Origin of the sequence: Streptomyces sp. NPDC002896, assembly GCF_040295225.1 — a bacterium.
Taxonomy (GTDB): domain Bacteria; phylum Actinomycetota; class Actinomycetes; order Streptomycetales; family Streptomycetaceae; genus Streptomyces.
Genome location: NZ_JBEOVA010000017.1, coordinates 144,275 through 159,126 on the forward strand (window position 1 = coordinate 144,275; position 14,852 = coordinate 159,126).

Below are 14,852 nucleotides of genomic sequence, written 5' to 3' on the forward strand. Positions count from 1 at the left end.
CGCCGGACTTCGAGGACTTGGACGTTGATCCGAGGTGGGGTGGGCTGACGAGTGGGCCCACCCTGACTCGGCCCTGGCCGACGTCCGGACCATTCAGACGAGGCCCTGTGCGTCCATCGCCTCCGCTGCGCGGAGGAATCCCGTGGCGTTGGCGCCAAGGACGTAGTTTTCCGGGGCGTCGTATGCCTCGGCCGTCGCCCGGCATTGGGCGTGGATGTTCCGCATGACATCGGCGAGTTGGGTTTCGGTCTGTTGGAAGGTCCACTGGTGGCGGGAGGCGTTCTGTCGCATTTCCAGCGCGGAGGTGGCCACTCCACCCGCGTTGGCGGCCTTCCCCGGGCCGAAAAGGACACCCGCTTCCCGCAGGACGTTGATCGCCGCCGGAGTGCACGGCATGTTGGCGCCTTCGGCGACGGCCACCACACTGTTCTTCACCAGGGCAATAGCGCTCTGCTCGTCCAGCTCGTTCTGGGTGGCACACGGGAGCGCGATGTCACAGGGGACGTCGAACACCGATCCCCGGGCGGAGAAGGATGCGGTCGGCCTGGCCTCGGCGTAGGCGGAGATCCGCTCACGGCGCACCTCCTTGATCTCCTTCAGCAGTGTCACGTCGATGCCTCTCTCGTCGACCAGGTAGCCGGAGGAGTCCGAGCAGGCCACCACGTGTCCGCCCAGCGCGTGGATCTTCTCGATGGCGTACAGGGCCACGTTCCCGGATCCCGAGACGACGACCCTGCGCCCGTCGAGATGCAGGCCGCGGGCGGTCAGCATCTCCTGGACGAAGTAGACGGTGCCGTAGCCGGTGGCCTCGGTCCGGGCGTGCGAGCCGCCCCAGGAGACTCCCTTGCCGGTGAGCACGCCGGCCTCGTAGCGGTTCGTCACCCGCTTGTACTGGCCGAACAGGTAGCCGATCTCGCGGGAACCCACACCGATGTCCCCCGCGGGTACATCGGTGTGCTCGCCGAGGTGGCGGTAGAGCTCGGTCATGAAGGACTGGCAGAACCGCATGACCTCCCCCGTGGAGCGGCCCTTGGGGTCGAAGTCCGCGCCGCCCTTGCCGCCGCCGATCGCGAGTCCCGTCAGGGCGTTCTTGAAGATCTGCTCGAATCCGAGGAACTTCACGATCCCCAGGTTGACGCTCGGGTGGAAGCGCAGCCCGCCCTTGTACGGACCGAGCGCGCTGCTGAACTCCACCCGGAAGCCCCGGTTGACGTGGACCTCTCCACGGTCGTCGACCCACGGCACCCGAAAGATGATCTGCCGCTCGGGCTCGCACAGGCGCTCGACGATCCGGGTGTCGACGTAGTCGGGATGCGCTCGGAGCACCGGCGCAAGGGTGTGCAGCACCTCGCCCACCGCCTGGTGGAACTCCGTCTCTCCGGGGTTGCGCCGCAGTACTTGGGCGTAGACGGCATCGATACGGGCGCTGACGTTCATGGGTTACTTCTCTCGATCAGGCCCCGGACAGGTCCAGCAGGACCTTGGAGGCGACTGCGCGGTCCTGGGCCGTGTCGAACGCGGCGGCGGACTGCTCCAACGGGAAGGTGTGGGTGACGATCGGGTCAACGAGCAGGCCTTGGGAGAGCAACGACAGCGCCTCGTCGAACTCGGCGTCGAAACGGAAGGCTCCGCGCAGTTCGAGTTCGCGGGTGACCGCGACATTGCCCAACAGCCCGACCCCGCCGGGCGGCAGCAGACCCAGCAGTACGACGGTTCCCCCGCGGCGCACCCGCTCGACGCAGGTCCGCAGGCCCGCCGGTGCCCCGGATGCCTCGACGGCGATGTCGAACTCGCCGGCCCAGACCGGATCGTCGGGTCGATCCGCACGTGCCGTGGTGGTGGCGCCCACCGCGGCGGCGATGTTCAACGGTTCGTCGAGGAGGTCGCTGACGGCGATCTCGGCTGCGCCGTTGTGGCGTAGCGCCGCCACGACGAGGCAGCCGATCGGGCCGGCGCCGGTGACCAGGACCCGCTTGCCGCTCACGTCGCCCGCCCGGTGCACGGCGTGCAGCGCCACCGACAGCGGTTCGGCGAGGACGGCGCGGTGCAGGTCGAGCCCGGGTGGCAGCGGACGGATCTGGTCCGCGGGCACGCTGATGAGCTGTGCGAATCCGCCTTGGACGTGCGGGGTGCGGGCGGCGCTGCCCAGATAGCGGGTGTGGGCGCAGATGTTGCGTCTGCCGCCGGTGCACTCGTGGCAGACGCCGCAGGGGGTGGCGGGGTGGATGGCGACGGCGGTGCCGACCGCCGGTCCGTCGGTGCCGGGCCCGGCGGCGGCGACGTGGCCGACGACCTCGTGGCCGAGCACCATGGGCTCGCGCACGGCGAAGTCCCCCACTCGGCCCCGGTGGTAGTAGTGCAGGTCCGAACCGCAGATCCCACCGAGCGCGACCGCGACCGCGATCTCACCCGGTCCGGGGCCGACGGGCGGCCGCTCCTCGACCCGCAGGTCGCCGGCTCCGTGAACGACACAGGCGCGCATGGGGTGCGTTGGGGACATTGAGGGAGGCTCCTTGAGGGTTCACAGGACGGAGAGCATGCCGCCGTCGACGTACAGCAGTTGCCCGTTGACGAAGTCGGAGGCCGGGGAGGAGAGGAAGAGCAGGGCGCCGACGAGGTCCTCGACCTTCCCCCAGCGGCCGGCCGGAGTCCGCTTCCGCACCCAGGCGCTGAACTCCTCGTCCGCGACCAGCGCGGACGTCAGCTCGGTGTCGAAGTAGCCGGGACCGATGCCGTTGACCTGGATGCCGTGCGGGCCGAGGTCGGCACACATGCCCTTGGTGAGCATCTTCAAGCCGCCCTTGGTCGCCGAGTAGGGCGCGATTCCGGGGCGCACCGCCTCGCTCTGCAGCGAGCAGATATTGATGATCTTGCCGTGGCGTCGGGGCACCATGCGCCGCGCAACCTCGCGGCCGACGAGGAAGGCGCTGGTGAGGTTGGTGTCGAGCAGTCCGTGCCAGTCCTCCTCGGTGAAATCGGTGAAGGGAGCGCGGAGTTGGGCACCGGTGTTGTTGACCAGGATGTCGACCGGCCCGGCCCGGTCCTCGATCCGGGTGACGGCATCGGCGATCGCGGCGGAGTCGGTGACGTCGAACGCTTCCGCGAGGACTGCGCCGCCGAACGTCTCGGCCAGCTCCTTGCGGGTGGCCTCCAAGGTGACGGCATCGCGGCCGTTGAGGACGACCGTGCAGCCGGCTTCCAGCAGCCCCTTGGCCAGCGCCCGGCCGATACCGCGGCTCGACCCGGTGACCAGGGCCACCTTGCCGGTGACGTCGAAGATGGGATGGCTCATGGTCGTCCTGTCAGGCGAGAGTCGGCGTGCCGGGCGATACGGCGCTGCCGGGAAGGGGGGTACGTGCAGGCCGGCCGGCAAGCACCTCGATGATGTTGTCGACCGCGAGGTCCACCATGGCGGCACGAGTGGCCTCGGTGGCGGAGCCGATATGAGGGAGCGTCACCACGTGGGGCTCACCGACCAGCGGCGACAGGTCAGCGCCCATCGGCTCGCGTTCGAAGACATCCAGACCTGCCGAGTGGATGACGCCCTCCCGCAGCGCCCGTAGGAGTGCGTCCTCATCGACGACGCCGCCCCGCGAGGTGCTGACCAGCGTGGCTGTGGGCTTCATGGCGGCCAGTTCGGTGGCGCCGATGAGGTGGCGGGTCCCCGGTGTCAGGGGGACGTGCAGGGAGACCACGTCGGCCTCGGCGAGGAGGGTGGGAAGGTCCACGGATGTGGAGAGCGTGTCGTCGGGCGCGTACGGGTCGTGGTGCAACAGCCGCATACCGAAACCCTGGGCCCGCCGGGCGACGACTCGCCCGATCTGGCCGTAGCCGATCAGTCCGAGCGTGGCGCCGTGTACGTCCAGGCCCAGGTAGTCGCCCATCCGGAACACATCCCACTGCCCGCTGTGCAGTGAGTCGCGGGCGGCACCGAGCCGCCTGCGCGCCATGAGGATGAGGGCGAAGGTGAAATCCGCGGTGGTCTCGGCGAGCACGCCGGGGGTGTGCGTGACGACGACGCCACGTTCGGCCGCCGCCTCCTGATCGACGGCGTCGTACCCCATGCTCGCCAGTGCCACGACCCGCAGCGAAGGGCCTGCTGCATCCAGCAGAGCGGCGTCCACCCAGTCGTTGCCGAGGGCGAGGATCGCGCTCACGCCTCCCGCCAGTGCGGCCAGATCCGCCGGGTCGGGCCTGTCCGGGCCGGGCCAGGTCACGACATCCGCATGGGGCGCCAGGCGAGCCAGGCCGCCACCGGGAAGGTCCGCACGGGTGGCGAGCACACGCTGCTTCATCTATTTCTCTTCTCCTGTGGCTGTCCGCGCTCTACGAATTCAATGGGGTCGATTCGCGGGAGACGCTAGTCAGGGCACAGTGGGGAAACAAATAGAAGTTTTGCGTGACGCTATCGAGAATTCTTATCCCGCTCACCGGACTCGCTGAAGTCCGTGATCAGTTCATGGAACAGGTCGTGCACGGCGAGGGCGGGCTCCGACAGGGGCTGGCTGTCGGAGGTACAGAGGGACAGCTTGACGTGGATGGTCGGGTTGACGATCCGGCGAACCACCAGATTCCGTACGTCGAGGATCGCGCGCGCCGCCGACCAGGGCAGGACCGTCGCCCCGAGGTCGGCGCCGACGGCGCTGACCAGGGTCAGAACCGACTCGATCTCGCCGACGACCCGGGGCTCCAGCGACGCCTGCTGGAACGCGGCGTCGACGACCTGCCGGATGGTGTGAATGCGGCTGGGCAGCAGCAGACCCACGTCGGCCAGCTCCTCGAGGGTGACATCACCTTCCCCGGGCAGCGCGGCTCCGCCCGGCGCGGCTATCAGGAACAGGTCTTCGGTGCGCAGCGGCTCGAACTGCACGCCCCGCAGGGGGCCGGCGCCGTAGATGAACGCCATGTCCATACGGCCCGTCATGATCGCTTCGCTGATGACGCCACCGAAGTTCTCATTGATGTGCAGCAGGATGTCGGGGTATCGCTCGCGCACGCTCGTGAGCAACGGCAGCGCGAGTGCCGCGCCCATGCTGTAGGGAGCCAGGCCCACGGAGACGTTGCCGGCCGGCGCGCGGCCCAAGACGTCGACCGCCGCGTGGGCGAGCTCGACCTGGCGCAGGATGAGCTGCGCGTGCCGGTACAGCGCACGGCCGGCCTCGGTCGGGGCGATCCCTCGCTTGCTGCGGATCAGCAGTTGCTGTTTGAACTGGACTTCCAGCGCCGAGAGTTGCTGGCTGAGCGCGGGCTGCGCGATGTGCAGGATGTCGGCCGCGCGCGTGATGCTCCCTGCATCCACGATCTTCACGAACGAGTAGAGGCGTCTGGTGTCCATGTGCGGCCTTCCGGCGTGGGCGGAGCGTCTCTGATCGGCTTAGTGAATCCTGGTCAGACGTAGTGTCTGGCAGGGGTTTGCCCACCGTGGAGGGGTGGCGTGGGCGTGGAGGTGGAAGCCTGCGCCCAGGGCTGCCCCGTGTGGCCGATGAGGGCCGGTGGTGGGTGTGCTGATCGTGGTCACGCCCTGATGCCGGTGGGCTGCGCGGGGCAGCCGCCTCCGGCCCGTGTGAGCGTGTCCCTCCGGACGCTTGCCCGCCGAGCCGCATGGACCGGTGGGGGAGGGTGCCCTGCGTCGCCTGGGCGCGGGACGTGTTGCCTTGTGCCGGGTCGGTCCGGTCTTGGACCGGTCCCGGCTGGTCTTGGCGGTGGTCGGTGTGACCACGGCCTCGGCTTCGAGCTTGTCCACCACGCTGCGGATGACCATGGTTTGGCTCGTGCGGTCGACAACGGTATTGGCCTGGTGGGTGAGGCCGCGGGCTGCGATACGGCGCCACGCGCCGGCGTCGCGGTCGCCCTGATACCGGCAGTCAGGGTTCGGGCACCGGGCCCACTTCCAGCCGGGTGTGGTGGGCCGGTCGGGTGCCTTGCGGTGCCGCAGCGGGGTGAGGCACTGCGGGCAGTGCTTGGAGGTGTTGCGGGCCGGGACGGAGACCACGGCGATACCCACCTCGGCGGCCAGATGCCGCATCCGGTCCACGATCTGCCCGCGCACGGCCTGGGAGAGACGGGTGTTGAGGGTGCGGCCCATGCCGCGGGCTTCCATGGAGCGCAGGTCTTCGACATGGATCACGGTCGCACCAGCGGCGATCGCCTGATCGACACTCCACCGTGCTGCCGACCACGCCAGCGCATCATTGAGGTTCGAGCGCCGGTGGGACACGAAGCCGATCTCGTCCCGCAACACCTGGTGTGTGCCGGTCAGCGGATGCTGCTGGTCGTCGGCGATCAGCCGCTGGTAGTGGTCGGCCTTGGCGTACAGACGCTCCGACAGTCGGCGCAGGCGGTGCTGCTTGGCCAGCACGCCGGCCGCACGGAACATCCCACCCGTACCGAGGGCGGTGATCTGGCCGTTGTCATGCATCCGCACGGCACCGGCCGCGAGCAGCGTGTTCAGGCCCCAGTCCACGCCGAGCGCGACCGTGTGCCCGGTGCGCCGGGCCTTGGGCACGGCGTGCGTGTAGGCCAGGTCGACGCGGACGCGGCCCAGATGGAGACGCAGCGTGGGAAGGTGCAGCACCGCGCCCGGCGGGATCGTGGGCGGCAGCGAGACCGGGCAGGCCACCCAGGTCCAGTCCGCGTAGGAGCGCGGGACCGGCCGCGTGGGCAGCTGAAACCGCAGCAGCGCCCGCCCAGGCTCATCTGCCCGTTCGATGGTGGCCTGCTGCCCATCACACGCCGACAGCAGCAGCATCCGCGCTACCCGCGGCGCTGTCTCGAGCTCGAACACCTCGTCCGGGAGCCGGCCGTTGTTCTTGATGAAGGCAGTGATCTGCCGAGTACGCGCCTTGATGATGCTCGACGGCAGATCCGGCCCGCCAGGAATGGCTTCGCGCACGGCGTCCCACTCCTTGGGCGTGCGGTGAGCGGGATCAGCAGGCCACGTGCCGAGGATTCCTGCGGTCACACCAGCGCGCCACGTCGCCGAACGCAACGCACGCCCGGCCTGTTCCTGGGCCATACGCACGATCCGGTCATTGACCCGGATGCCCTCCGCAGCAGGGATGGTCCACCCCAGGCGTCGCAACGCCATCCAAGCATTCGACGGCAGCTTACGACCGCCGGCGTCCTCACCGCAGGCGAGCACATCCACATCAGCACTGTTCCAGTGTTCCGCGATCAGCGCGCCAGCCATGCCGGACACCAGATCAGCACACCAACCAACGCGCTCCACCAGCATGGAGGACGTGAGGAGTTCGCCGGTCTTCTCATCCACCCCCGTGCGCAGCACGCCACGGGCGCACGCGGTGCGGGAACACTCCCCCTCAGCGAGAGGAACCTTCCGACTCACGACCAGCCCACCTCCCCTCCTCAAACGGCGGAACAACACGCACACCGTACCGAACTCCCAGGATCGCGTGGACAGTTGACCCAGTGCGTCATCAAGCCTGGGGATGACTACGCATTGCTAAGGAAACGGGCGAGCCTCATCGTAGGTGCCGGACGGCGAGTCGGACCGTGGCGGTGTGTGCCCCACGTCATATCCAGCGGTGATTACGTCACGCAGAATGCATATTTGCCGCCACCTCCCGTTGGGATTACGTTCACCGAAACACGGATCTCCGGCCGCTCGGCCGGGAAACCGCCGCGTATCCCGCAGGAATTGTAACGGCCCTGTTAATGCCCCTCTGTGGGTGATGAGCGGGCCCGGCGCAAGGCGTCGAAAAGAAGAAGCGGCGATGCCGCCCTCTTCCTTTGTCTGGAGGATCTCATGCCCCACACGGTCGATCTCGTGGCCGACCTCGGCGAGGGTTTCGGCGCCTACGCGATGGGCGATGACGAGGCGCTCCTCGATGTGCTGACCTCGGCCAACATCGCGTGTGGATTTCACGCGGGCGACCCGCGGATCATGGACGCCACCGTCCGCCACTGCGTGCAGCGAGGCGTCGCCGTGGGCGCGCACCCCAGCTTCCCCGATCTCGTCGGGTTCGGCCGCCGCGCGATGGACCTGTCGCCGGACGAGGTCCGCACCGACATGCTCTACCAGATCGGTGCGTTGCAGGCGTTCGCGGCCGCGCACGGTACCCGCGTACAGCATGTGGCCCCGCACGGCCGGCTCGGCAACCTGGTCGCGATCCGCCCGGACTACGCGGCCGCAGTGGCCGACGCCGTCGCCTCGGTCGACGGGTCGCTGATCGTGCTGGCGCAGGACGGCGAACTCGCCGATGCCGCACGCGGGCGCGGCCTTCGCGTCGGCATCGTCGGGATCGCCGACCGGGCCTACCGGGACGACGGCACGCTGGTGCCGAGGAGCGAGCCCGGCGCCGTCATCCATGACGTGGGAGAGATCGCCGAACGGACCATCCGCATGGTGACCGAAGGGGTCGTACGCAGCGTCGGCGGCCACGACATCCCCGTGCAGTGCGACACCGTGCTGCTGCACGGCGACACCCCAGGGGCCATCGCACTCGCGCGCCGCGTACGCGAGGAGTTGCTCGCCGCTGGCGTCGAGATCACGGCGCTCACCGATGTATTGGACGGCCGGGATGCCTGAGACGGACGACAGCGTGGTGATCGTGGAGTGCGGTGACTCGGCCGTCGTGGCCAGGGCCGTGACCATGGACGCGGAGCGCAACTGGCAGCTCGTGCACACTCTGGCCGACGCGTTCGCCGAGGTCCGGCTCGACGGGGTGTACGGCATCGTGCCCACATACGATGCGCTGCTGGTCGAGTTCGACAGCGCCGGCACCGACCACGAGACGGTGCGGCGCGTGCTGCGGCACGAGGCCGACCGGCTCGGCGAGGGGCCGGTCCGGACGGCCGCGGCGAGGCGGTTCGTGGTCCCGGTGGTGTACGGGGGTGCGTACGGCCCCGATCTGCCCGTCGTGGCCGAGCAACTGGGGCTCACCGAGCAGGAGGTCGTGGAACTGCACTCCGGTTCTGACCTGACGGTCCGCTGCCTCGGGGCACCGGCGGGCGCCCCGATGATGGACGGCCCGGCGTTCCCTAAGCCGGTCCCCAGGCTGGCCTCGCCGCGTACGCGTGTCCTGCCCGGGTCGATCGCGGTGGCCGGCCGGCAGGCCGTCATCTGCCCGATGCCGTCGCCCGGCGGCTGGCCGCTCCTGGGCCGTACGCCGTTGCGCGTACTCGACCTCGACGCCGATCCGCTGACTCCGTACCGGCCCGGCGACATCTTCCGGTTCGAACCGATCGCCCCCGAGCAGTGGGACGACCACGCCGGCGTGCTTCTGGCGGTGTCCCATGGCTGACGCCCTGACCATCCACCGGGCCGGTCTGGCGACGGTGCAGGACCTGGGGCGGTTCGGTCGCTCACGGTTCGGTCTGCCGGTCAACGGCGCGCTCGACCAGCACTCGGCCCGCGTGGCCAACGTCCTGTGCGGCAACGACGAGAGTGCACCGTTGATAGAGATCACCGCCCTGGACTTCAGCTGCACTCCCTCGACCGACGTGCTCATCGCGGTGACCGGCGCGCCCGCGGACCTGACCGTCGACGGCGTCGCGCGCCCACAGTGGGAGCCCGTCTCCGTACGCTCCGGCGAGACGATCCGCATCACCGGCATCCGGCTCGGTATCAGGGTCTACCTGGCTGTGCTCGGCTCGGTGAACGCTCCCTTTCTGCAAGGCAGTTGTGCCCCCGACACGATCCTCGGCTTCGGACACTCGCTGCGCGACGGCGACGAACTGGGCCTCCGTAGCTACTGTCCGCCCATCGACCATCCGCACTTCCGCATCCCGCTGTTCCGGTTGCACGCCCCCGTGGAGCGCTTCCAGGCCGCGTGGACGATCGACGTCACGGACGGCCCCGATCTCGCGGAGTTCGGTGACACCGCCGAACAGCTCTTCCGGTCTCCGTACACCGTGAGCGCGCAGAGCAACCACATCGGGCTGCGCATGCGTGGCGACGTTCCGCGGCGGGTGGCGACCGGCGAGGTGCTCTCGCGCGGCGTCCCCGTCGGGGCCGTCGAGGTTCCCACGGGCGACGAACTGCTGGTCCTGCACCGCGGCCGTGGTGTCACCGCCGGCTATCCGGTCCTCGCGGTCGTCACGGCGACCGGTCTGTCCGCACTGGGGCAGGCCAGACCAGGCCAGTCCATCCGCTTCCGGCACCGCACCATCGCCGAAGCCGTGACCGCCTACCGGTCTCAGCGAAACGCCGTCAACGCCCTCAAGGCACGCGTGCGCACGGTCTTCGACGCCCTGCGCATCCCCGTCCCCCTGGGTCCGTAACCCGTCCCCTTCAACTGTCACCCGCCCCACCCGAGAGCAGCACCCGCACCGAGCCGTGAGTACACCTTCCCCGTCCCAACCTCCAGACAGGAGAAGCCATGAGTACCGTGGCCGCCGCTCAGCCGGTACCCAACACCGTCGACCCGAGAACGGCGAGGAAAGTCACCCTCGCCGGTTGCGTCGGAATCTTCGCCGAGCTCTACGACAACGGCATCTTCGGCTTCATGGCGGGCACCCTGGCCGCCGTCTTCTTCCCCGGTTCGGAGAACGCCGTCCAGCTCGTGTTCCTGGGCTACGCCGTGTCGTTCTTCTTCCGCCCACTCGGCGGCGTCATCTGCGGACACCTCGGCGACCGCATCGGACGGCAGCGCATGCTCGTCTTCGTCATCATGCTCATCAGCGTCGCGACTGCGGCCATAGGCATCCTGCCGACGTACGCGAGCATCGGCATCGCAGCGCCCGCCCTCCTCATCCTGCTGCGCGTCGCGCAGGGCTTCTCAGTCGGCGGCGAGGCCTCCGGCGCGATGAGCTTCCTCGCCGAACATGCACCCGAGGGCAAGCGCGGCCTCTACACCAGCTACGCCCAGATCGCCTCGTTCCTCTCCCTGCTCACCGGAACGCTCATCGCCGCCGCCATGACCAGCGGCCTCGGCGCGGACCGCATGGAGTCGTGGGGCTGGCGCATCCCGTTCCTGCTCGCCGTTCCGCTCGGCATCACCGGCATCTACATCCGCAAGCGGATCAGCGACACCCCCAACTTCACGCGCCTGCAAGAAGGCGGCGGCCTGGCGAAGAACCCGCTGAAGGAGGCCTTCTCCTCCGCCGAGCACCTCCGCGCGATGCTGCTCGCCCTGTTCATCCCTCTCATGAACGGCTCCGGCTACTACGTGCTGTTCAGCTACATGCCGACGTTCATGAACACCGAGCTGCACTTCAGCAAGGTGCAGGGCCTGCTCGTCACCGCGACCAGCTTGGTGGCCATCTCCCTCGCGATCCCCTTCATGGGCCGCCTCTCCGACCGGATCGGACGCAAGAAGGTCCTTGCGGGCGCCGCGATCGCCATGGCCGTCGCCGGAATTCCCTGTTACCTGCTCATCGGCACCGGCAGCGTCCCGCTCGCCATCCTGGGCGCCTGCGTGATGGCGGTCATCTTCGCCGGGCACACCGGCGTCATCCACATCCTGCTCGTCGAGCTCTTCCCCACCCGTGTCCGCTACTCCGCGTACGGCCTGGGCTACAACGTCTCCGCCGCCCTCTTCGGCGGCACGGCGCCTCTGCTGATGACGTACCTCATCGACAAGACCGGCAACGTCAACATGCCCGCCTTCTACGCGGTCGTCACCGCCCTCGGCACGCTCATCGCAGTGTCCCGGGTGCAGGACAGGGCACACCTGCCGCTGCGCGACGCATAACCCGGCCGATAACGCCCCCACTTCTCTCTAGGAGCACACCCACATGCCCTTTTCCGACTACAAGACTGCCCTGGTGACCGGTGCCTCGACCGGAATCGGAGCGGTGGTCGTCGAGCGGCTGGCCAAACAAGGGCTCGAGGTCCATGCCATCGCCCGTAACGCCGAGCGACTTGACGACCTCGCCCGGCGTACGGGTTGCACACCCCACGCCGTCGACATCACCGACACCGCGGCACTGACCGAAACGCTGCGGAACCTCGACGTCGACGTCCTGGTCAACAACGCCGGAGTCTCCCGCACCGGAAACATCCTCACCGCCGACGAATTCGCCGTCGACGAGCAGATAGCGGTCAACATCCAGGCCGTACTGCACCTCGTACGCCTGGTCATGCCGGGGATGGTCGAACGCGACCGCGGGCACATCGTGAACATCAGCTCGATCGCCGGCGTCTACAACTTCGGCGGCAACACGATCTACCACGCCACCAAGGCGGCCGTGCACACGCTCTCCCGCCAGCTCCGAGTCGACGGATACGGCCATCGCGTACGGGTCACCGAGATCTGCCCGGGCCGGGTGGAGACCGAGATCTTCGGCCGTCTCCTCGGCGACATGGAAGAGGCCCAGCGTCAGTTCTACGACGGTTACGAGTCTCTGAAGCCGGAGGACATCGCCGACGCCATCGAGTTCGCGATCGACTCACCGCGCCACGTGAACATCGGCCACGTGGAGATCGTGCCGACGTTCCAGGTGCCGGGCGGCCTCAACTTCGAGAGGCGGGCCGACTGACATGACTGCCGCTGGCATGAAGACCGCCCAGCGCGTCCTGCGCATCAAACCCTCGCCGAGCACCGCTGCCGCCCAGCGCGTCCGCGAACTCAAGGCCCAGGGACTCGACATCCTCGACCTCACCGTGGGCGAGCCCGACTTCGACACCCCCGACCATGTGAAGGCCGCCGCGATCGAGGCGATCCAGCGGGGAGACACCAAGTACACCCCGGTCAACGGCACCCCCCAACTGCGCGCCGCAATCGCGCAGAAGCTGGAGCAACGGCACGGACTGCACTACTCCGCTGACCGGATCGCGGTCGGCGGCGGAGCGAAGCAGGTCATCTTCCTCGCGCTGATGGCCACTCTGGACGCCGGCGACGAGGTGATCATCCCCGCTCCGTACTGGGTGTCGTATCCGGACATGGTCCTCGCCAACGACGGCACACCGGTCGTCGTCCCCTGTCCGGAAGCGGACGGCTTCAAGCTGACTCCGCAACGACTGGAATCCGCGATCACCGACCGGACACGCTGGGTCGTCCTCAACGCTCCGAGCAACCCCACAGGCGCCGCCTACACCGCCGGCGAACTCAAGGCGCTGGCCGAGGTGCTGCTCGCGCATCCGCACGTCCAGGTGCTGACCGACGAGATCTACGACGAGATCTGGTACGAGCCGGGCCAGGTCCCCAGCCTCCCCGGCGTCGAACCGCGCCTGATCGACCGGGTGTTCCTCACCAACGGAGTTTCCAAGACGTACGCGATGACAGGCTGGCGGATCGGCTACGGCGCGGGCTCCGCCGAACTGGTGGTCGCCATCAACGCTCTGCAGTCGCAGATCTCCTCATGCCCGTCGTCGATCAGCCAAGCCGCGGCCACTGCAGCGCTCACCGGCGACCAGACCTTCGTACGCGACTGTGTCGCCGTCTACCGCGGGCGCCGCGATATGACGGTGAGGCTCGTCAACGACATTCCGGGCCTGTCCTGCACACCTCCCAGCGGCGGCTTCTACGCCTTCGTCGGCTGCTCCGGCGTACGCGGAATGCGGACTCCATCGGGCGAGGAGATCCACTCGGACGAGGACTTCGCCCGCTACCTGCTCGAGTCGCAGCAGGTAGCGGTCATCCACGGTGCCGCATACGGATCACCGGGTTACTTCCGCGTCTCCTTCGCGACCTCGACCGACGTCCTCACCGAGGCCTGCGAGCGCATCGGTCGCGCCTGCGCGGCCCTGTCCCCGGCCGCCCCCTCCTGAAGGAGCTGAAGGAGCGACATGATCCGAGTCAACACCAAGTTCGACCGGCCCGACCCGGCCCTGGTCGAGCAGCTGAGCAAGTACTCCGCCGCCACCATCCACGAGGCACAGGGTCGCCTGGGCGCCCTCGACTCGACGATCAAGCCGGTCGACCGAACGATGTCCCTGTGCGGTCCCGCGTTCACCGTGCGCTGCGCCCCCCGCGACAACATCATGCTGCAGGTCGCGATCGCCCACGCGCAGCCCGGCGATGTCATCGTGGTCTCCGCCGGTGAATACGCCGAGGCAGGTTCCTTCGGCGACGTACTGGCCAACGCGTGTGTGGCCAAAGGCCTGGGCGGCCTCGTCACCGACACCGGCGTCCGCGACACGCAGGAACTTCGCGAGCTCGGCTTCCCGGTCTTCTCTTACAGCGTCTGTATGAAGGGCACCGTCAAGGAAACCGTCGGTCCGATGGCCGAACCCGTGCTGATCGGCGGCGAGATCGTCCGACCGGGAGACGTGGTGCGTGCGGACGCCGACGGCGTGGTCGTGGTACGGCGCGACGACGTGGCCGACGTCGTTCGCAAGTCCCAGGACCGGGTCGAGGCCGAGGACGCTTACATCGCTGCCTACCGTTCCGGGAAGAGCGTCATCGAGGTCAGCCGACTCGCCGAAGTGCTTGAAGCGAAGGGGCTCGTCATCGACGCATAGCCGTCTGATGGGTGTCCCGACTGCTTCCCGTGAGCTGTGTGAGACCAGCCCTGTGAACGACCGGGACGGCGCCATGGCCGAGCCGGGCGACATTGCGCTGGGCCAATCGGCGAAGGTGCTTGGCGCGCGGCCGACGACCTGCTCGACGTCGTGGCTCATCAGGCCGGGGCCAGCGCGCAGGCCCCGGCCCGCGACACCTTGTCCCACGGGCTCGCCGTCGGCATGACGATCTACGGCATCGCCTCCCACGTCGGCGCGGCCGTGACGCTTCTCCTCGTCCGCGAGGACACGGCGCGCGTGGCCGCGTGGGGAGACGCCGGCGCAGGCGGCCGCTGACTACGCGCACAACCTGAGGAAGCCGGGGCCCGTGCAGGCCCGGCTTCCTCGCGTTTCAGCCACGTTCCGGCCCGGTGCAGAAAAGTGTGGCGAGAATGTCGATACGACGGCAGCCCGTTCGTCGGTGGGGTGAGTCGTCGGGGCGAAGGGA

The 14,852-nt window shown here is 68.8% G+C and carries 14 protein-coding genes; 8 read left to right on the forward strand and 6 right to left on the reverse strand.

Annotated features, from left to right (window positions below; all coding sequences use genetic code 11):
- Window positions 1-93: 93 nt before the first annotated feature.
- The 6 genes from gdhA to ABT009_RS29030 all read right to left on the reverse strand — a co-directional run bounded on the left by gdhA (window position 94) and on the right by ABT009_RS29030 (window position 7,087).
- The gene (gdhA, locus tag ABT009_RS29005; protein WP_351301141.1) at window positions 94-1,437 is read right to left on the reverse strand and encodes an NADP-specific glutamate dehydrogenase; all 1,344 of its coding nucleotides are present in this window, start codon (window positions 1,435-1,437) and stop codon (window positions 94-96) included.
- 16 nt (window positions 1,438-1,453) lie between these two features.
- Window positions 1,454-2,482: an L-idonate 5-dehydrogenase gene (locus ABT009_RS29010; RefSeq protein ID WP_351301257.1), complete on the reverse strand. Its 1,029-nt coding sequence runs from the start codon at window positions 2,480-2,482 to the stop codon at window positions 1,454-1,456.
- 39 nt (window positions 2,483-2,521) lie between these two features.
- Window positions 2,522-3,292, reverse strand: a complete 771-nt coding sequence (locus ABT009_RS29015) for an SDR family oxidoreductase (protein WP_351301144.1) — start codon at window positions 3,290-3,292, stop codon at window positions 2,522-2,524.
- A gap of 10 nt (window positions 3,293-3,302) precedes the next feature.
- Window positions 3,303-4,295 carry a 2-hydroxyacid dehydrogenase gene (locus tag ABT009_RS29020; RefSeq protein WP_351301147.1) on the reverse strand — a complete coding sequence of 331 codons (993 nt, stop codon included), beginning with the start codon at window positions 4,293-4,295 and terminating at the stop codon, window positions 3,303-3,305.
- A gap of 110 nt (window positions 4,296-4,405) precedes the next feature.
- Window positions 4,406-5,335, reverse strand: coding sequence for a nitrogen assimilation transcriptional regulator NAC (gene nac, locus ABT009_RS29025; protein WP_351301150.1), 930 nt, complete (start codon window positions 5,333-5,335; stop codon window positions 4,406-4,408).
- A gap of 39 nt (window positions 5,336-5,374) precedes the next feature.
- The gene (locus ABT009_RS29030; protein ID WP_351301153.1) at window positions 5,375-7,087 is read right to left on the reverse strand and encodes a zinc ribbon domain-containing protein; all 1,713 of its coding nucleotides are present in this window, start codon (window positions 7,085-7,087) and stop codon (window positions 5,375-5,377) included.
- Between the two features lie 678 nt (window positions 7,088-7,765).
- On the opposite strand from ABT009_RS29030, the gene ABT009_RS29035 reads away from it, so the two are divergent.
- The 8 genes from ABT009_RS29035 (at window position 7,766) to ABT009_RS29070 (ending at window position 14,701) form a co-directional block, all read left to right on the forward strand.
- Window positions 7,766-8,548 carry a LamB/YcsF family protein gene (locus tag ABT009_RS29035; RefSeq protein WP_351301156.1) on the forward strand — a complete coding sequence of 261 codons (783 nt, stop codon included), beginning with the start codon at window positions 7,766-7,768 and terminating at the stop codon, window positions 8,546-8,548.
- Window positions 8,541-9,263 carry a 5-oxoprolinase subunit B family protein gene (locus ABT009_RS29040; RefSeq protein ID WP_351301158.1) on the forward strand — a complete coding sequence of 241 codons (723 nt, stop codon included), beginning with the start codon at window positions 8,541-8,543 and terminating at the stop codon, window positions 9,261-9,263. Before ABT009_RS29035 ends, ABT009_RS29040 begins: the two co-directional genes overlap by 8 nt.
- Window positions 9,256-10,242: a 5-oxoprolinase subunit C family protein gene (locus ABT009_RS29045; protein ID WP_351301161.1), complete on the forward strand. Its 987-nt coding sequence runs from the start codon at window positions 9,256-9,258 to the stop codon at window positions 10,240-10,242. Before ABT009_RS29040 ends, ABT009_RS29045 begins: the two co-directional genes overlap by 8 nt.
- Window positions 10,243-10,340: 98 nt before the next feature.
- The gene (locus ABT009_RS29050; RefSeq protein WP_351301164.1) at window positions 10,341-11,654 is read left to right on the forward strand and encodes an MFS transporter; all 1,314 of its coding nucleotides are present in this window, start codon (window positions 10,341-10,343) and stop codon (window positions 11,652-11,654) included.
- A 43-nt stretch (window positions 11,655-11,697) separates the two neighbouring features.
- On the forward strand, window positions 11,698-12,441 hold the full coding sequence (locus ABT009_RS29055; RefSeq protein ID WP_351301167.1) for an SDR family oxidoreductase: 744 nt from the start codon (window positions 11,698-11,700) through the stop codon (window positions 12,439-12,441).
- 1 nt (window position 12,442) lies between these two features.
- Window positions 12,443-13,672 (forward strand): aspartate transaminase, encoded by a 1,230-nt coding sequence (locus ABT009_RS29060; protein ID WP_351301170.1) that lies wholly within the window; start codon window positions 12,443-12,445, stop codon window positions 13,670-13,672.
- 18 nt (window positions 13,673-13,690) lie between these two features.
- Window positions 13,691-14,365: a 4-carboxy-4-hydroxy-2-oxoadipate aldolase/oxaloacetate decarboxylase gene (locus ABT009_RS29065; RefSeq protein ID WP_351301173.1), complete on the forward strand. Its 675-nt coding sequence runs from the start codon at window positions 13,691-13,693 to the stop codon at window positions 14,363-14,365.
- Window positions 14,366-14,515: 150 nt separating this feature from the next.
- Window positions 14,516-14,701, forward strand: a complete 186-nt coding sequence (locus tag ABT009_RS29070; RefSeq protein ID WP_351301175.1) for a hypothetical protein — start codon at window positions 14,516-14,518, stop codon at window positions 14,699-14,701.
- Window positions 14,702-14,852 lie beyond the last annotated feature (151 nt).